Source organism: Microtetraspora malaysiensis (assembly GCF_050947145.1).
GTDB classification, from domain to species: domain Bacteria; phylum Actinomycetota; class Actinomycetes; order Streptosporangiales; family Streptosporangiaceae; genus Microtetraspora_A; species Microtetraspora_A malaysiensis.
The window spans coordinates 956,146-973,380 of record NZ_CP191998.1; the positions used below are offsets into that span (position 1 = coordinate 956,146).

General features: G+C 71.8%; 15 protein-coding genes and 1 pseudogene. 14 read left to right on the forward strand and 2 right to left on the reverse strand.

Annotated features, from left to right (window positions below):
* Positions 1-17: 17 nt before the first annotated feature.
* From ACQP1V_RS04755 to ACQP1V_RS04775, 5 genes are all read left to right on the forward strand, one after another.
* A complete protein-coding gene (locus ACQP1V_RS04755) occupies positions 18-1,292 on the forward strand; it encodes a M48 family metallopeptidase (RefSeq protein ID WP_433419150.1) in 1,275 nt (424 codons plus the stop codon).
* 118 nt (positions 1,293-1,410) lie between these two features.
* A complete protein-coding gene (locus tag ACQP1V_RS04760; protein ID WP_067142808.1) occupies positions 1,411-1,923 on the forward strand; it encodes an NADH-quinone oxidoreductase subunit B in 513 nt (170 codons plus the stop codon).
* On the forward strand, positions 1,920-2,510 hold the full coding sequence (locus tag ACQP1V_RS04765; RefSeq protein ID WP_387412172.1) for an NADH-quinone oxidoreductase subunit C: 591 nt from the start codon (positions 1,920-1,922) through the stop codon (positions 2,508-2,510). Before ACQP1V_RS04760 ends, ACQP1V_RS04765 begins: the two co-directional genes overlap by 4 nt.
* Positions 2,503-3,453, forward strand: a complete 951-nt coding sequence (gene nuoH / locus ACQP1V_RS04770; protein WP_433419153.1) for an NADH-quinone oxidoreductase subunit NuoH — start codon at positions 2,503-2,505, stop codon at positions 3,451-3,453. The genes ACQP1V_RS04765 and nuoH overlap by 8 nt, the downstream gene beginning before the upstream one ends.
* 35 nt (positions 3,454-3,488) lie before the next feature.
* The gene (locus ACQP1V_RS04775) at positions 3,489-3,632 is read left to right on the forward strand and encodes a hypothetical protein (RefSeq protein WP_433419156.1); all 144 of its coding nucleotides are present in this window, start codon (positions 3,489-3,491) and stop codon (positions 3,630-3,632) included.
* Positions 3,633-3,682: 50 nt separating this feature from the next.
* On the opposite strand, the gene ACQP1V_RS04780 is transcribed toward ACQP1V_RS04775, so the two are convergent.
* Complete coding sequence (locus ACQP1V_RS04780; protein ID WP_433419159.1) at positions 3,683-4,573, reverse strand: helix-hairpin-helix domain-containing protein; 891 nt, start codon at positions 4,571-4,573, stop codon at positions 3,683-3,685.
* Positions 4,574-4,821: 248 nt separating this feature from the next.
* On the opposite strand from ACQP1V_RS04780, the gene ACQP1V_RS04785 reads away from it, so the two are divergent.
* From ACQP1V_RS04785 to htpX, 7 genes and pseudogenes are all read left to right on the forward strand, one after another.
* Positions 4,822-6,033: a 4Fe-4S binding protein gene (locus tag ACQP1V_RS04785; RefSeq protein ID WP_433419162.1), complete on the forward strand. Its 1,212-nt coding sequence runs from the start codon at positions 4,822-4,824 to the stop codon at positions 6,031-6,033.
* On the forward strand, positions 6,030-6,704 hold the full coding sequence (locus ACQP1V_RS04790; protein ID WP_433419165.1) for an NADH-quinone oxidoreductase subunit J family protein: 675 nt from the start codon (positions 6,030-6,032) through the stop codon (positions 6,702-6,704). The genes ACQP1V_RS04785 and ACQP1V_RS04790 overlap by 4 nt, the downstream gene beginning before the upstream one ends.
* A 1-nt stretch (position 6,705) precedes the next feature.
* Positions 6,706-6,987, forward strand: a pseudogene (nuoK, locus tag ACQP1V_RS04795) (NADH-quinone oxidoreductase subunit NuoK); the annotation flags it as partial.
* Positions 6,988-7,160: 173 nt separating this feature from the next.
* Positions 7,161-8,996: an NADH-quinone oxidoreductase subunit 5 family protein gene (locus ACQP1V_RS04800; protein ID WP_433419168.1), complete on the forward strand. Its 1,836-nt coding sequence runs from the start codon at positions 7,161-7,163 to the stop codon at positions 8,994-8,996.
* 16 nt (positions 8,997-9,012) lie between these two features.
* Entirely contained in the window at positions 9,013-10,638 is a 1,626-nt protein-coding gene (locus tag ACQP1V_RS04805) for a complex I subunit 4 family protein (RefSeq protein WP_433419171.1), read from the forward strand.
* The gene (locus ACQP1V_RS04810; RefSeq protein WP_433419174.1) at positions 10,635-12,071 is read left to right on the forward strand and encodes an NADH-quinone oxidoreductase subunit N; all 1,437 of its coding nucleotides are present in this window, start codon (positions 10,635-10,637) and stop codon (positions 12,069-12,071) included. Before ACQP1V_RS04805 ends, ACQP1V_RS04810 begins: the two co-directional genes overlap by 4 nt.
* Positions 12,072-12,156: 85 nt before the next feature.
* Positions 12,157-13,005: a zinc metalloprotease HtpX gene (htpX, locus tag ACQP1V_RS04815; protein ID WP_387412160.1), complete on the forward strand. Its 849-nt coding sequence runs from the start codon at positions 12,157-12,159 to the stop codon at positions 13,003-13,005.
* Positions 13,006-13,102: 97 nt separating this feature from the next.
* Here the strand turns inward: htpX and ACQP1V_RS04820 are convergent, their stop codons facing one another.
* The gene (locus ACQP1V_RS04820; protein ID WP_433419177.1) at positions 13,103-14,152 is read right to left on the reverse strand and encodes a hypothetical protein; all 1,050 of its coding nucleotides are present in this window, start codon (positions 14,150-14,152) and stop codon (positions 13,103-13,105) included.
* Between the two features lie 367 nt (positions 14,153-14,519).
* Between ACQP1V_RS04820 and ACQP1V_RS04825 the strand changes: the two genes are divergently transcribed.
* Positions 14,520-16,172: an ABC transporter substrate-binding protein gene (locus tag ACQP1V_RS04825; RefSeq protein ID WP_433419180.1), complete on the forward strand. Its 1,653-nt coding sequence runs from the start codon at positions 14,520-14,522 to the stop codon at positions 16,170-16,172.
* Between the two features lie 66 nt (positions 16,173-16,238).
* Positions 16,239-17,210 carry an ABC transporter permease gene (locus ACQP1V_RS04830; RefSeq protein WP_433419182.1) on the forward strand — a complete coding sequence of 324 codons (972 nt, stop codon included), beginning with the start codon at positions 16,239-16,241 and terminating at the stop codon, positions 17,208-17,210.
* Positions 17,211-17,235: the final 25 nt, after the last annotated feature.

A 17,235-nucleotide genomic window follows, 5' to 3' on the forward strand; every position in this document is an offset into this window, starting at 1 on the left:
GGCACGCTCCTCGCTCCATGACCCCCTCAGCGATCATTCAGGAATGCCCGCAGTGTGCGGCGTCCATCACCGGCGACAGCCGGTTCGTCATGTGGTGCCCGGAGTGCGAGTGGAACCTGAGCCGCCCGGACCGGGACACGCCGTCCACCCGCCCCGGCCCGCTGGCGCGGCTGAGGAACCGCCTCGACGCGCGGTTCGCCGCCGACCTCCACCGGCAGGTGCTCGGTTCCGGGGTGGGCACGCCGTCCCGTGACCCCGGCAGGATCGCGGCGTACGCGCTCGCCTCGGCCGTCCACCTGTTCGCCCTGTCCATGCTGGTGGGCGGGGTGTGGCTGCTCGTCGCGACATGGCCGAGCCCCTTCGGCGCCGTCTTCGGGGTCGCGGGCGTCGGCTTCGCCTACCTGGCCCGCCCCCGCTTCGGACGTCTCGACGGTGACGCGCCGGCCCTCACCCGGCAGGAGGCCCCGGTCCTGTACGACCTGCTGGACCGCGTGGCACGCGAGGCGGGGGCACCGCCCGTGGACGTCGTCCTCGTGGACGGCGAGGTCAACGCCTCCGCCCGGACCGTCGGGCTGCGCGGCACACACGTGCTGACGATCGGGCTGCCGCTGTGGCAGATCCTGGAGCCGCAGGAGCGGATCGCGCTGCTGGCCCACGAGATGGGCCACTTCAGCAACGGCGACGCCCGCCGGATGCGGTACGTCGGCAGCGCGATCGCCACGCTGTACGAGATCCACGGGGCCGCCGCCCGCCAGCGCGTCCGCGGCAGCTTGGGCGCCATCGCCATTGCGATCGTGGTCAACATCCTTACGGGGCTAATCCGGCTGCTCGTCCTCGGGCTGATCATGATCCTGGAGTCGCTGACGTACCGGGAGTCGCAGCTCGCCGAGTACGCGGCCGACGACAGGGCGGCCCGGATCGCGTCCCCGGTCGCGGTCGCCGGGGTGATGGACAAGCTGATCACGAAGGCACCTGCGGCCGACAGGCACCTGGAGTCGGCGGCGCACCGCGGCGGGGACCTGTGGGAGGGGATGCGCGAGTACATGGCCGGATTCCCGGAGGCGGAGGAGGAACGGCTGCGCCGGCTGGCCCGGCTGGAGCGGGTGCGCGTGGACGCCACCCATCCGCCGACCCACCTGCGCGCGGCGTTCGCCGTCTCCCGTGCGTACGGCGCGGCCACCATCGTCGTGACGGACGACGAGATGGAGCGCGTGCAGGCCGAGCTGGACGCGGCGGCGGGCCGGATCGCCCGCGAGATCGCCGACCGGGCGCGGGCGGCGCTCTACGAGTGACCCGGAGGGACGCCAGGCCATCGGCCCCCGTGTTTCGGCCGCCGGTTCGGGCCGTACGGACGGTCGCCGGGCCGGTGACGGCTGTACCGGTGGCCAAGACGGGGGGAGAATGGCCGGTATGGCGGTGAACCTTCCGATGCCGACGGTCGGCCCGGTCTCCCGGCTGGCCCCCAAGCCGATGAAGTTCGTGCTCAACTGGGGCCGGCGATACTCGCTGTGGGTGTTCAACTTCGGGCTGGCCTGCTGCGCGATCGAGTTCATCTCGACGTCGATGAGCCGGCACGACTTCATCAGGTTCGGGGTCATCCCGTTCGCCAACGGCCCCCGTCAGGCCGACCTCATGATCGTCTCGGGCACCGTCACCGACAAGATGGCCCCCGCCGTCAAGCGGCTCTACGAGCAGATGCCCGACCCCAAATACGTCATCTCGTTCGGCGCCTGCTCCAACTGCGGCGGGCCGTACTGGGACTCCTACTGCGTGACCAAGGGCGTGGACCAGATCATCCCGGTCGACGTCTACGTCCCCGGCTGCCCGCCCCGTCCCGAGGCGCTGCTTCACGGGATCATGAAGCTCCAGGAGAAGATCGCCGCCGAGTCGCTCGGCGACCGCTACCAGGGCGGTGAGGCGTGACCGACTCCACGCAGGCCGGCGCCGGCATCCTGGCCGCCCTCGAAACCAGGTACGGCTCGCGGGTCCGGCTGTCCGACTCCTTCGGCGAGCCGGTCGCCGACGTGGCGCCGGAGGACTGGGCCGACCTGCTGGCTTTCGCCAGGACCGAGGGGTTCGTGTTCTTCGACTGGCTGACCGGCGTCGACGAGCCCCCCGACGCCTTCGCCGTCGTCGCGCACGTCTTCGACCCGGTGGCGATGACCCACCTGCTCGCGCGCACCCGGGTGCCGAGGGAGGACCCGCGGCTGCCCACCGCCACCGGCGTCTTCCGCGGCGCCGACTGGCACGAGCGGGAGACGTTCGAGATGTTCGGCGTCGTCTTCGACGGGCACCCCGACCTGCGGCCGCTCCTTCTCCCGGACGGCTTCGAGGGGCATCCGCTGCGCAAGGACTTCGTCCTGGCCGCCCGGGTCGCCAAGGCGTGGCCCGGGGCCAAGGAACCCGGCGAGTCCGGTCACGGGTCGCCGAGCCGCCGCAAGATGCTCCCGCCGGGCGTCCCGTCCGGCTGGGGCGCCGCACCCGACCAGGAGGAACGGCGTGGTGAGTGAGGTGCTCGACATCGCGGTCCGCCTGGTCGTGATCGTGGTCGTGTTCCTCGCGTTGCCGCTGGTCGTCGGGCAGATGGAGCACAAGGCGATGGCGCACATGCAGTCGCGCCTCGGCCCCATGTACGCCGGGCGGTTCCACGGATGGGCCCAGCTCATCGCCGACGGCGTCAAGTTCGTCCAGAAGGAGGACGTCATCCCGGCGGCGGCCGACCGGCGGGTCTTCGCCCTCGCCCCGGCCGTGGCGCTCGTGCCGTACCTCGTCGTGCTGGTCGTGATCCCGGTGGGGCCGGGGCTGTTCGGGGTGGACCTCGACGCCGGGCTGTTCTTCGTCCTCGCCGTCATGGGCGTCGGTGTGCTCGGCGCGATCATGGCCGGGTGGGCGTCGGCCAACAAGTACAGCATGCTGGGCGGCATGCGGGCGGCGGCCCAGCTTGTGTCGTACGAGCTGCCGCTGGTGCTGGCGGCGTCCAGCGTGGCGATGGCGGCCGGCACGTTGTCGCTGAACGGCATCGTCGAGCAGTGGCGCTGGTGGTGGCTGCCCTGGCAGGCGATCGGCGGCGTGGTGTTCTTCGTCGCCGGGCTGGCCGAGCTGCGCCGTCCGCCGTTCGACATGCCGATCGCCGAGTCCGAGATCATCATGGGGCCGATGACGGAGTACACCGGCCTCCGGTTCGCCCTGTTCATGCTCGCCGAGTACGCCGGCATCGTGGTGCTGTCGGCGCTGACCACCGTGCTGTTCCTGGGCGGCTGGCACGGGCCGCTGCTGCCCGGCCCGGTGTGGACGCTCCTGAAGGTGCTCGCGCTGGCGTTCGTGGTGATCTGGGTGCGGGTGAGCTATCCGCGCCTGCGTGAGGACCAGCTCCAGAAGCTCGCCTGGGTCGGTCTGGTGCCGCTCGCCCTGCTCCAGCTCGTCCTGACCGGCGTCGTCAAGCTGGCCCTCTGATACCTGCTACAGGTGTAGCAAGCGTTCTACGATCGATGCGTGACATCGATTCCCGCTCGCGGCGGCGTCAGTGGATCCCGGCGGTCGAGATAGCCGGCGAACTGTCCCGGCTCGGGCCCGACACCACCGGCCTTGCCGAGGAGTTGCGGGAGACGCTGACATGCCCGGCCTTGAGGTGATCAGAATCTGAGGGGCGTGGCCGAGAGCCCGTTCGGGCGGCCACGCTCCCTCAGGGCAGGTAGACGGTGTACTCCGTGAGCGTGCTGGTCAGGTCGGCCGGGAGATTCGCCGTGACGCACACCTCCAGGGCCGAGCTGAAGGTGCCGACCGTCTGGCGAGCCTCAAGGATCTGCTTGACAAGCTCCGGGGTCATCCCGGGAAGCGTGGCGATCACCGCGGTCGGCGCGTGGTTCACGTCCACCAGGCCGCCGTCGTCGTACCGCCGCGGCAGGTCGGGACGGCCGATGCGCAACTCCATGGCGAGCCCGGGGTCCTGCTCGGCCAGCTCGCGCGCCTCCTGACGCAGCTCGCGGCGGTGTTGCGCGAACTGGATCGCCTGGTCGTTCCCGTACGCCACCGGGTCGGGGCGGGGGAAGACGCGGCGGCGGATGGCGAAGGCGTGGGCGGTGCCGCCGAGGGTGTTCAGCAGCACGCTCGCGACGAACAGCGCTTCGCCCAGTGGACCGCTGGGACCGCTGGCGACCATGGTGACCGTGCCGACCATATAGAGCGCCAGGGCGGCCCACGCCGTTTGCGTGCGCAGCTTGAGCGCGGCATAGAGGAAGGAGACCGGGGTGAGAAGCCCCATCGTTCCCAGCGGGACCAGCGACCACAGGACGCTGAGGAACGTCCGGCCACCCGGCGGGCGCGGCATCGGGGGAGGCATGCCGGGCACCGGGCGGTACGGCATCGGCCCGTGCGGTCCCCGGCTGTAGGCGGGGTGCCGGGGAGGCGCGGCGGGCGTCGCGGGGGCGTGCCCCTGCGGCGGCTGGACCACCGGCCGCCGGACCGGGGCTGTCGGCGCCTGGTCCACCTCCCCGCCGGGCCGTTGCGCGTCCGGCGCCGGCCCGTGCGGGGCGGCCTGGCTCTGGGGCCCGGGCGCGTACGGCCTCTGCCTCATCGCGCCGTGGGGGGACGGCTGTGCAGAACCGGGCGCCTGCCCGTGCGGTGTGGGTCCGTACGGCGCCTGCCCGTACGGCGGCTGTGGAGAAGGACCGGGATGTGGGGGCCGCATAGTGGCAGAATAAGTCCTTTTTTACCGCTCCACTTGTGGACAACCAGTGGAGGAGCCTGTGGAAACTGTGGAAAACACAGAGGGATGGATCGCCGCATTCACGTGTCGTCCATCCTGCGCGATGATGGGGAATTGTGGCACGTATACCAGGAGAAGGGCTGGCCAAGGGGCTGGCGGTCACGTTCAAGCACATGGTGCGCAAATCGGTGACCCAGCAGTACCCCGAGGTGCATCCTGACCTGCCTCCGCGCAGCCGGGGCGTCATCGCCCTGGTCGAGGAGAACTGCACGGTCTGCATGCTCTGCGCCCGTGAGTGTCCCGACTGGTGCATCTATATCGACTCCCACAAGGAGACGCTCCCGGCTCCGGAGGGTGGGCGGCCCCGCGCGCGGAACGTGCTCGACCGGTTCGCGATCGACTTCTCGCTCTGCATGTACTGCGGCATCTGTGTCGAGGTGTGCCCCTTCGACGCCCTGTTCTGGGCTCCGGAGTTCGAGTACGCGGAATACGACATTCGCGATCTGCTTCATGAAAAGGACCGGCTGGGCGAGTGGGTGGAGAGCGTGCCGCCTCCGCCCCCGCACGAGGTCGGCGCGGAGCCGCCCAAGGAGGCGGCCGCCGCCGCGTCCCGCCCGGCTCGTGGGCCGGCCGGCCGTACCGGCGGGGAGCCCGCGGGTGCGGAGCCCGCCGGACCTGGGCGTTCGCGCGCCGAGGGCGCGGGCGGTGCCGGGCGTTCGAGCGAGACGGCCCGCCCGGGCGCCGCCGCCGGCTCCGGTCCCGCCGAGGCCGCGGCCGTCCCGGGCGCCGCCGAGGCAGGAGCCCCCACGGAGACCTCGGAGGCTGCGGCCGGTACGGGTCAGCCCGGCGCCGAGGGAGGGACGCGGGCAGCCGCGGGCAGGGCCGATGCCGACAGGGGCACGCGGGCACGGCGCGAGGCGCCACGCGGCCCGGCCGCGATCCGCGCGATCCGCCCGCCGGGAGCGCTGCCGCAGCGGCCGTCCGCGCCTGGCGGGCCCGGCCCTTCCGAGACACCCGAGTCTCCGGAGGCATCCGGCCCACCGGGCTCTCCCGAGCCGCCCCGGCCGTCCGAACCTTCCCGGCCACCGGAGGCTTCCGGGACCGCCGGGCCGTCGGGCGAAGCGAAGAGGCCGTCGGGCGAAGCGGAGAGAGAGCCTGCCGAATCTCCGGGCGCCGACTCCGCCGACTCCACAGAGGGCGGCCCCGCCGGGCGGGAGGCTCCGGCTCGCCGCGAGTCACCGCGCGCCCTGCGGAACGTCCGCTCGATCCGGCCGCCCGGATCCCTGCCCAAGAAGGACGCGCCACCCGATCAGGGAGGCGACGCGTGACATCGCAGGTGCCGGACCTATGGCCGCCGAGCGCGCAGGAAGTCGTCTTCCTGCTGCTCGGCGTCGTCGCTCTCGGGTCCGCCCTGCTGGTGGTGACGACCAGACAACTCGTCCACGCCGCGCTCTGGCTGGTGGTCTGCTTCGGCGCGCTCGCCGGCGGCTACCTGGTGCTGACCGCCGAGTTCGTCGCGTGGGTCCAGGTGCTCATCTACGTGGGCGCGATCGTCGTCCTGCTGCTGTTCGGCATCATGCTGACCCGCGCGCCCATCGGCCGCAGCGCCGGCCTCGACTCGGGCAACCGCGTCACGGCCGCCACGGTGGCGGTGGGGACGGCGGCCGTCCTGGTGACCGTGGTCGTCCAGGGGTTCGCCACCGCGTACACGCCGCTGGAGCCCGGCGGCGGCGCGGCGGCCACGCTGGGGGCGAGCGTCTTCCGGTCGTGGGTCCTTCCCTTCGAGGCGCTGTCCGTGCTCCTGCTGGCCGCCCTGATCGGCGCCATCGTCCTCTCCCGCACGGACATCCGCCCGGCGAATCCCGCCGCCGACGCCGGAGGTCCGGCCGCCCCGACGACACCGCCACACCCTCCGGATCCGGGCCCGCCCCCGGCGGACGGTTCCGGCGCGACCGCGGGTGAGACCGGCTCCGGCCGGGTCTCCCGGGACGGCGGTTGACGTGCACGTCGTCTATCCCCTGGTCGTCTCCGCGTTGTTGTTCTCCATCGGCGTCTACGGCGTGCTCGCCCGGCGCAACGCGATCCTCGTGCTGATGTCGGTCGAGTTGATGCTCAACGCGGTCAACCTCAATCTCGTCGTCTTCGACGTGTGGTTACGCGACCGGCTGCACAGCGGTCAGGTGCTCACGCTGTTCGTCATCGTGATCGCGGCGGCCGAGGTGGGGCTGGGCCTCGCGATCGTGCTCTCGGTCTTCAGGAACCGCCGCACCATCGACGTCGATCGGCTCCGGGACCTGAGCGAGCGCGACCTCATGAGTCCCACGACCGCCGGGCCGCCCGGATCCGGCCGGTCCGGCCCTCCCACCCCGCCCGACGCCGGACCCGCCGCGCCGGGACCGCGGCCGGCCCCCTCAGGCTCGGGTTCCGGCGGAGCGCTCGACCCTTCGGAGGCCGGATGATCGTCCTGGCCGCTCTCGCCGTCCTGCTGCCGTTCACGGGAGCCGCCGCCGGGCTGCTCGGCTCGCGGTTCCCGCGCCGCCGCACCCCCGCCCGTACGGCACGGCGGCGGGCGGCGTGGTTCGCGGTCGTACCCGTCGCGGGCGCGGCGGTGGCGGCGGCGTGGCTGGCCGGGTGGCAGGCGACCGGCGGCGGCGAGGCGGCGGCGTGGCCGGTCCAGATCGAGACCGGCTCCGTGCCCATCTCCGTGGGGCTCCAGGCGGGCGGGCTCGCCGCCCTCGTCGGCGTCCTCGTCACCGTCGTGGCGCTGGCGGTCCAGGTGTACTCCGTCGGATACATGCGGGACGACCCGCGCTATCCGTCGTACAGCTCGTTCATCAGCCTGTTCACCAGCGCCATGCTGCTCGTGGTCTACGCGGGCGACCTGATCGTCCTGTACGTCGGCTGGGAGATCATGGGCCTGTGCTCCTACCTGCTGATCGGGCACTGGTGGGAGGACCGGGCCAACTCACGGGCGGCGGTCAAGGCGTTCCTGGTCACCCGGCTCGGTGACGTCGGATTCCTGTTCGGGATATTCACCCTCGGGCTGTCGGCGGGCAGCTTCCGCATCGACGACATCCTCGCCGCCGACCTGCCGAAGGGCACGCTCGTCGCCGCGACGATGCTGCTCCTCGCCGGGGTCGCGGGCAAGAGCGCCCAGGTGCCGCTGCACACGTGGCTGCCGGACGCCATGGCCGGCCCGACCCCGATCAGCGCGCTCATCCACGCGGCCACCATGGTGGCCGCGGGCATCTTCGTGGTCGCCCGGCTCTACCCGGCCTTCCTGGCGGCCCAGCCGACGCTGGACGTGCTCGGCGTGATCGCCGCCGTGGGGATGCTGGGCGCGGCGCTCGCCGCCCTGGCTCAGGACGACCTCAAGCGGGTGCTGGCGTACTCGACGATCAGCCAGCTCGCGCTCATGGCGGGGGCGCTGGCGGCCGGGTCGGAGCACGCGGCGATCTTCCACCTGGTGACGCACGGCGCGTTCAAGGCGCTGCTGTTCCTGTGCGCGGGCGTGGTCATCCACCACGTCGAGTCGAACCTGATGAGCCACATGGGCGGGCTCCGCTCGACCCTGCCGGTGACGTTCTGGACGATGACGATCGGGTTCGCCGCGCTCGCCGGGCTGCCGCCGGCAAGCGGTTTCTTCAGCAAGGACGCGGTGATCGCGGCCATCGAGCGCGCCCACGGCCCCGCGCAGCCCTTCCTGTACGGCTGCGCGCTCGTCACCGTGGGTGTGACCGGCGCCTACGCGGCCCGCGCCTGGCTGCGCACGTTCTTCGGCTCGCCGCGGACGGTCGTGCTGCCACACGCAGGTGATCACGGTGGGGGGCACCGCCGGGTGCCCCGCTCCATGCTGTGGCCGGTCGTGCTGCTCGCCGTACCCGCCCTGGGGCTCGGCTTCGCCGGGGCCCGCGACCTCGACGCGGGGTCGGCGGCGACCAGCGTGGTGATCGCGCTGCTCGGCGCCGGCGTCGTCTACGCGCTGTGGCGCGGCGCTCCGGAGCTGGATCCGGCGCGGATGCTCGGCCCCTTCCGCACGCCGTGCGAGCGCGCCTTCTACCTGGACGCCGTCTATGACCGGCTGGTCGCGCGGCCGGTCCTGCGGCTCGCGCGCGGCGTTGTGCGCGCCGACGACCGGGTGGTCGACGGTGCCGTACGCGGGTCGGGGCGGGCGGCGGTCGGCCTGTCCGGGCTGCTGCGCCGTGCGCAGAACGGCAACGCCCAGCTCTACGTCACCGGCGTGCTCGCCGGGGTGCTGCTGATCGCGGTCGCGGTGGTGGTGCTGGGATGACGGAGGTGCCCCGCGTATGAGCTGGCTCCCGATCGCGATGCTCGCCGTTCCCCTGGTCGGCGCGGCCGTGCTGCTCCTTCCCGGGTTCGCCGGGCGGACGCCCCGCCGGTACGGCCTGGCCGTCTCCGGAGTGACGCTGGCCCTCGCGGTCGTGCTGGCGGCGACCTTCGACTACGGCCACGCGGCCCGGATCCAGTTCGAGACCGATCTGTCCTGGATCCCGGGGCTGGCCCTGCGGTTCCACCTGGGCGTGGACGGCGTCTCGCTGCCGCTGATCGTGCTGACCGCGCTGCTGACGTTCCTGTGCTTCGTCCTCCTGGCCGGTCGGCCGCCGCGCCGGCCCCGGGCGCTCGTGTTCACGCTGCTGGTCCTCGAAACAGGCATGATCGGCACGTTCCTCGCGCTCGACCTGCTGCTGTTCTTCGTGTTCTTCGAGGTCGTCCTCGTCCCGATGTACTTCGTGATCGCCGTCTGGGGCGGGCCGGGACGGCGGGCGGCGGCGGTCAAGTTCATCCTGTACACGCTGCTCGGCTCCGCCGTCATGCTGCTGGGGCTGCTGGTCGTCTGGGCCCAGGCGGGGACGCTGGACATGGTGGCGCTCGCCCACGGCCACACCATCGCGCGTTCGGCGCAGATCGTGGCGTTCCTGGCGATCGGCCTCGGCCTGGCGGTCAAGGCGCCGATGTGGCCGCTGCACACCTGGCTGCCCGACGCGCACACCGAGGCGCCGACCGTGGGCTCGGTGCTGCTCGCCGGAGTGCTGCTCAAGATGGGCACGTACGGCTTCGCCCGCATCGCGATCCCGATCCTGCCGGAGGGCGCCGCCGCGCTCGCCCCCTGGCTCGGCGCGTTCGGGGTGATCGGCATCGTCTACGGCTCCCTGGCCTGCCTCGCGCAGCGCGACCTCAAGCGGATGATCGCGTACTCGTCGGTCGGGCACATGGGGTTCGTGCTGCTCGGCTTCGCGACGCTGACCCCGGTCGGCGTCAACGCCGCCCTCTTCGGCAACGTCGCGCACGGCCTGATCACCGGACTGCTCTTCTTCATCGCCGGCGCGGTCAAGGACCGGTACGGCACGGCCGACATGACACGGCTGGGCGGCGGGATGCTGAGCCGCCTGCCGTACATCGGGTCGTTGCTGACCTTCGCCTGCGTCGCGTCGCTGGGGCTGCCCGGCCTGGCCGGGTTCTGGGGGGAGATGCTCGCGCTGTTCGGGGCGTTCCGGCCCGCCGCCGAGCTGTCCCGGCCGCTGTTCCTGGTCTTCATGGTGATCGGCGGTGTCGGCACCGTCCTGACCGCCGCGTACTTCCTGCGGATGCTGTCCCGGGTGACGCACGGAAGCCCGGCGGTGCCGGAGGGGCCGCCGGTCACGTCGGCGGAGGAGGTGCGCGAGGTCCTGGGCGGCGAGGGGCCGGCGGAGCCGGTCGCCACGGGAACGGTCGTGGCCGCCGTCGCGGCTCCGGGCGCTCCGGGTCTCGGCGGGCTCGGGGAGCCGCCTGAACGGCGTGACGTGACCGCGTACGAGCTGGCCGCCTGGGTGCCGCTGGTCGTGCTGATCCTGATCTTCGGCCTCTGGCCGAAGGCGCTGCTGGCCATCACCACGCCGGCCGTGCAGGCCATCCTCCGGGGGGTGGGCGCGTGATCCAGTCCATCGACTACGTCGCGATCGGCGCGCCGCTGGCGCTCGCGCTGGCGGCCGGGCTGGTGCTGCTGCTCGACCTCTTCCTGCCCCGCCGTACGCCGGGGCCGCTCGGGCTGGTCACGCTGGCCGGGGTGGTGGTCGCGGGCGGTTTCGTCGCGGCGCAGGCCCTCGGCGGCGGGGAGCGGCGTACGTTCTGCACCGGCGGCGCCGGCTGCTCCTTCGTCGTGGACGGGTTCACGCTCGTGCTGTCCGGGCTGGTGCTCGGCGCCGGGGTCGTGGTCGTGCTGCTGTCGATGACCGAGCTGGCGGAGCGGCGCATCCCGCCGGGCGAGTGGTACTTCCTGCTGCTGTGCGCCCTGACCGGCGCGGTCCTGCTGCCCGCCGCGCGCGACCTGGCCACGCTCGTCGTGGCGCTCGAACTGGTCTCCCTGCCGGTGTTCGCGCTGACCGCGCTGAAGCGGTACGACGGCCGCGCCTCCGAGGCGGCGCTCAAGCTCTTCCTCGTGTCGGTGATCTCGACCGCTGTCACGCTGTTCGGCGTCTCGCTGCTGTACGGGCTGACCGGGACGCTCTATCTGGAGCCGCTCTCGGCGGCCCTCTCCGGTGCAGCCGCTTCCGGCGCGGCGTCCGTGGCCGTCGTGCTGGTCCTGGCCGGGTTCGCGTTCAAGGTGGCGGCGGTGCCGTTCCACTTCTGGGCGGGTGACGTCTATCAGGGCGCGCCCGTCCCGGTCGCGGCGCTGCTCTCGGTCGTCTCCAAGGCCGCCGGGTTCGCCGGGCTGATCCTCATCCTGACCGTCGGCCTGCCCGGGCAGGCGGCGCTGTGGGCGCCCGTCGTCGCGGTCGTGGCCGCGCTGACCATGACCGCCGGGAACGTCCTCGCCCTGCGCCAGCGCGCCGCGCTGCGGCTGCTCGCCTGGTCGTCGGTCGCCCAGTCCGGCTACATCCTCGCGCCGCTCGCCGTGGTCGGCGGCAGCGCCCGCGACGCCTCGGTGGCGTACCTCGTCATCTACGCCGCGATGAACCTCGGCGCGTTCGCGGTGGTCATGGCGGTCTCCCGTACGGCGGCGCGGGGCGAGCTGGACGACTACCGCGGGCTCGCCTTCGGGCGGCCCGGGGCGGCGGTCGCGCTCGGCTTCTTCCTCCTCTGCCTGGCCGGCCTGCCGCCAGGGCTCGCCGGGTTGTTCGCCAAGGTCGTGGTGTTCCGCCAGATCGTGGAGGGCGGGCTCGGGTGGCTCGCCGTCGTCATGGCGGTGAACACGGTGATCGGGCTCTACTACTACATCGCCTGGACGGCCCGGCTGTTCACGCCCGCCCCGGCCCCGCCCGCGCGGGTGTCCGCGCCGGTGCCGGCCGTGCTCGCCGTGGGGATCGCGGTCCTGGTCACTCTGGCTTTCTCGGTCGCTCCGCAACTGGTGCTCGCCGTCGTCGGCTGATCGTTTCCCGGTGGGAACGTTCTGCCTGGCCACGCACGTTGGTACCGGTGAACGCACCAAATCGTGAGCTCGTGAGGAGGGTGGCGTGCACCACAACGGCCTGCGTACCGCGATCCTTCTGGGGGCTCTCTCCGCGCTGATCCTGGTTGTGGGGGCCTGGCTCGGAGGCGGCTCGGGCGTGCGGCTGGCCCTCGTGATCGCGCTGCTGACCAACGGGATCGCCTACTTCTTCTCCGACCGGATCGCCCTCTCCGCGATGCGGGCGCGCCCCGTCAGCGAGGTGGAGCAGCCGGTCCTCTACCGCATCGTCCGCGACCTGTCCTACGACGCGCGCCAGCCGATGCCGCGGATCTACGTCTCCCCGACCATGCAGCCGAACGCGTTCGCCACGGGACGGAACCCGCGCAACGCGGCCGTCTGCGTCACCCACGGCCTCCTCACGGTGCTGGACGCGCGGGAGCTCAGGGGAGTGATCGGGCACGAGCTGTCCCACGTCTACAACCGGGACATCCTGATCTCGTCGGTCGCCGGGGCGTTGGCCACGATGATCACGTACTTCGGATACATCGGGATGTTCTTCGGTTCGGACGACGACGACGGCCCGGGCTTCCTCGGCGCGCTGCTCATGATGATCCTGGGCCCGGTGGCCGCGTCCATGATCCAGATGGCGATCTCCCGCTCGCGCGAGTTCGCCGCCGACGAGTCGAGCGCCCGGCTCACCGGCGACCCGCTGGCGCTGGCCTCGGCGCTCCGCAAGATCGAGATGGGCGCCCGGCGGCTGCCGCTGCCGGAGAACGGCCGGCTGGCCTCGGCGAGCCACATGATGATCGCGAACCCGTTCCGCGGCGCGGGCGTCGGCAAGCTGTTCTCGACCCACCCGCCGACCGCCGAGCGGGTCGCCCGGCTGGAGCGGATGGCCGGCTACCGTCGCTGACCTCCTCCTCGGAGGGGCGCGTGAGCCAGACCGGTCACGTCGAGGCGAGGGTGCGTGACCGGTCTGTCGTCCGTACGCGGGTCCGTGTGGCGTGGGGTCATTCGCCCGGCAGCCACCACATGTAGATCTTGGAGCCGAGCTTGATCGTGTCGATCGTGCTCGTGGCGCCCGAGTCGGGGTCGAGAGAGCGACGCACGATGCCCGTCGTGTCGCCGTCCTTGTTGTTGCGCAGATCCCACAGCGTCAGGGATCCGGAGGCGTCCCAGCTGAGTCGGTAGGGTGATTCGTTCTTCGGCACCTTCACGTCCACCGCCGCGCCGACGTTGTCGGCCTCCAGGTCGTAGACGCGCAGGCGCGTCTTGCCCGACGGCGTGGTGATCGTGACGGCGACGCTGTTGCCGTCGTCTGCCACGGCCTGCGGCATGTTGTTGGCGATGACCTGCGGCACGATGCGGCGGGCGGTCGTGGCGCCGTTCTCGTCGAGGACGAGGAGCTCGGTGGTGTTCTCGCTAGTGGAGCGGGTCGCCAGGAGGTGGCGGCCGTCGGGGCTGAAGTCCTGGACGGAGAGCTTCGGCGAGATCGTGCTGACCTTGCCCGTCGTGAGGTCGACGAGCAGCGTGGAGAGCTTGGCGTCCCCGGACGAGTAGTCGAGCAGGATGCGCTCGCCGTCGTACGACAGCTTGGCGTTGACGTCGTCCATGCCGACGCCCTTGGGCAGGCGGCCCGTCGTGCCGGGCAGCACCCGAACCCGGTTCGTCGCGAAGTCGCGGACCACCAGTTTGCTGTCCGACTTGCGGAAGTAGGCCGCGTATCGACCGTCGCCACTGAGGGCGAACTCGGACATCAGCTCCTTGTCGACCTTGCCGGCGGCGGTGACGGGGTTGACCCGGGCGTCGGTGACCGTACGGGTCGTGCCGTCGCGCATGACGACCATCCACGGCCCGCAGGGGATGTTGTACTCCTGGCCCTTCTTCGCGCACAACTTCGCCCAGGCGTAGCGGACCTCGCCCTTCGCGGCGGACGAGGCTCCCGTTCTCGTCTCCACGGCTGCGGCGGTGCCCGTACGCGCCTGGGCGGCGGTGGGGGCGGCCAGAGCGGAGATCGTCGCGGCGACCGCGGCGGCGAGGATCGCCGTTTTCCTTGTCATCGCTTGCTCCTTTCGTCACCTGATAGATGCGGAGGGTGGGCGAAAGGTTGCGTTACGAATCGGCCACGGTGTGTCGAAGGTCACCGCTTTCCCTACTGTTCAAGTAGGAAAAGCGGTGGAAGATTCGCATATGGATGGTGTTTACTGCATCTAGCCATTTGGGGCGTTTGAGTAGACAGATCGTTAGAGAGTGTCTGACAAATGCTGCCCGTAGCGAGCGCGGATCCAGATGGATGCATCGCAAGGCGGAGGAGGAGGCCGTAGCGGAGCCTACGGCCGACGACGACAACGCAGCGAGGCGCCGTCTGGGCAGCGCGCAGCAGGGCTTGATTTGTCAGGCACGACCTGATGCCGGGAAAGGTGTGGCATGGCGGGTATCGACGAGCGCGGCGCGTTCAGCCGTCGCGGGCTGCTCAAGGCGGCCGTCACCGGTGTGACCATCCTGTCCGCGGCCGCGCTGCTTGAGGCGTGCGGAGCGGCGCCGGCGCGCGAGTCCGGGACGCCCGGATCGGGCGGGAGCGCCGCCACGGGCACGGACACCGGCAAGGAGATCGAGCTGCTCCGGGTCGCGCTGCCCGGGTCGCTGTCGAACCTCTATCCCGGCCAGGAGTCCGGCATCCTGAACTACTACGTCGCCGGGATCTGCATGGAGGGTCTGGTCGGCGTCGACACCTCCGGCGCGATCGTCCCCGCGCTCGCCTCCAAGGTCGAGCGCACGTCGCCGACGACGTACGTCTACACGATCTGCGACGACGCGAAGTTCCACGACGGCAGCCCCGTCACCGCCGACGACATCCTCCACTCGATCGAGATGGCCAGGGACGCGAAGGCGTCGCCGAGCACGGCGAGCTACTGGGCCAACCTCGACAAGGCCACCAAGTCGGGCGCTAACGAGATCACGCTGACCAGCAAGACCGCCGACGAGGCGTTCGGCTGGATCCCGTCCAATGTCGACGCGCTGTGGGTCGCGCCCAAGGCCGCCTGGGAGAAGGCGAAGAACCAGATCGGCACCGCGCAGTCCTCGCTGGTCGGCTCCGGGCCGTACAAGGTGACGGAGTTCGCCCCGGACTCGCACGTCGAGCTCACCCGCGTGGACACCTGGCACGGTCCCCGGCCCAAGGTCGCCAAGATCCGCTTCGAGTTCATCGCCGACGACAACACCCGGCTGCTGGCGTGGCAGGCGAACAAGGCCGACATGTCGCTCAACGTGCCGCTCGCCCAGGCACGGCAGTGGGAGGCCGCCCCCGGCACCCGCGTCGTGTACGCGGCCGACCGCTCGTACGCGGGGCTCACCTTCAACGTGACGGCCAAGCCGTTCGACGACGTCCACGTGCGCAAGGCCGTCGCCCACGCGATCAACCGCGACGCGATCGTGCAGAAGATCCTGCGCGGCCGCGGCCAGGTCGCGACCGCGCTGTCCACTCCGGAGCAGTTCGGCGGCCTGTGGACGCCCGAGCAGGCGACGAAGGAGCTGGCCGCGATCCCGCAGTACGCCTACGACCTGGAGCAGGCGAAGAAGGAACTCGCCCAGTCGTCGGTGCCGAACGGCTTCACCGTGTCGCTGTCGTACCCCAACACCGGCCCGCACCTCGGCACCGCCGCGCTCGCCTTCGCCGCGGACCTGAAGAAGATCGGCATCACGCTCGACGTCAAGGAGCTGCCGATCGAGCAGTGGCTCGCCGAGCTGAACACCTTCCCGCCGCTGAGCTTCATGTGGTACTTCAACACGACCGGCGACCCGGCCGAGCTCGCGAGCTGGTTCCTCGGCGAGGGCAACCCGGCGAAGTACGCGAACGACGGCATCGCGGCCACCATGGCCAAGTCGGGCGCCGAGTCGGACCCGGCCCGGCGCGCCGCCCTGCTGGTCGAGGCGCAGAGCGCCCAGGCGGCGGATCTGGCGTACCTGCCGCTGTGGTGGGGGCAGTCGGCGATCGCCCTGAGCAGCGCCGTCGGCGTGCGGGACTACACCTCCTACACGCTGCTGGCCAACTGGCCGGACCACCTCTACGCGGCCAAGTGACCGGCATGACTCCGGATCGGCGTACGGACGGATGGGCGGGCGGATGGACGGGCCGGTGAGAAGACCGTGAAGCGGCTGGTGACCGGCCCGGTGCCGGCCTTCGTGCTGCGCAGGGCCGGGGCGACGGTGCTGCTGCTGCTCGCCCTCTCCCTGCTGGTGTTCGCGCTGCTGTACCTCGCCCCCGGGGACGTCGCCCGCAACCTGCTCGGAACCCGCAACGTCACCCCGGAGGCCCTGGCCGAGATCCGCGCCCGGCACCACCTGGACGAGCCGTTCCTGCAGCAGTACTGGAGGTGGCTGACCCACGCCGTCACCGGCGACTTCGGCACCTCCATCCGCACCGGACGGCCGATCGGACCGCTGATGCTGGAGAAGACCGGGATCACCGCGGCCACCGCCGGGCTGGCGTTCCTGCTGTCGGTCCTCGTCGGCATCCCGGCGGGCGTCCTCACCGCCGTCCGCCGCGGCCGCTGGCTCGACCGCGTCCTGGTCACCGCCTCCGTCATCGGGGTCAGCGCGCCCGGGTTCGCGGTCGGCCTCCTGCTGCTGTACGTCTTCGCGCTCGGCCTGGGCTGGTTCCCGATCTACGGGACCGGCGAGGGATTCTTCGACGCCCTCTGGCACCTCGCGCTGCCCGCCGTGGCGCTGGCCCTGGGGCTCGGGGCCTTCGTCGTCAAGCTGACCCGCGCCGCCGTCATCCGCGAACTCGACCAGGACTACGTGACCTTCGCCCGGGGGCGCGGGCTGCCGGAGGCCGCCACGCTGCGCATCGTCCTGCGCAACGCGGCGATCCCGATCGTCACCAGCCTGGGCCTGATGGTCGCCTACCTGTTCGGCGGCACCGTGCTCATCGAGGTCACCTTCGCCCTGCCCGGTCTCGGGTCGCTCATGGAGGAGTCGGTGCTGTTCAAGGACATTCCCGTGGTGCAGGCGCTGACGCTCGCCGTCGCCCTCGTGGTCTCCGTGGCCGCGTTCCTGGTGGACCTGTCGTACCTGATCATCGATCCGCGCGTACGGGCCCGGACGGTGCGGCGATGACGCGGGATTCATCGGTGCGGGCCGG

Excerpts from the sequence above, each read along its gene's own strand:
- ACQP1V_RS04755 (WP_433419150.1), top strand. The coding sequence starts at position 18 with ATGACCCCCTCAGCGATCATTCAGGAATGCCCGCAGTGTGCGGCGTCC.
- ACQP1V_RS04760 (WP_067142808.1), top strand. The coding sequence starts at position 1,411 with ATGGCGGTGAACCTTCCGATGCCGACGGTCGGCCCGGTCTCCCGGCTG.
- ACQP1V_RS04775 (WP_433419156.1), top strand. The coding sequence starts at position 3,489 with ATGCGTGACATCGATTCCCGCTCGCGGCGGCGTCAGTGGATCCCGGCG.
- ACQP1V_RS04780 (WP_433419159.1), bottom strand. The coding sequence starts at position 4,573 with ATGAGGCAGAGGCCGTACGCGCCCGGGCCCCAGAGCCAGGCCGCCCCG.
- ACQP1V_RS04800 (WP_433419168.1), top strand. The coding sequence starts at position 7,161 with ATGATCGTCCTGGCCGCTCTCGCCGTCCTGCTGCCGTTCACGGGAGCC.
- ACQP1V_RS04805 (WP_433419171.1), top strand. The coding sequence starts at position 9,013 with ATGAGCTGGCTCCCGATCGCGATGCTCGCCGTTCCCCTGGTCGGCGCG.
- ACQP1V_RS04820 (WP_433419177.1), bottom strand. The coding sequence starts at position 14,152 with ATGACAAGGAAAACGGCGATCCTCGCCGCCGCGGTCGCCGCGACGATC.
- ACQP1V_RS04825 (WP_433419180.1), top strand. The coding sequence starts at position 14,520 with ATGGCGGGTATCGACGAGCGCGGCGCGTTCAGCCGTCGCGGGCTGCTC.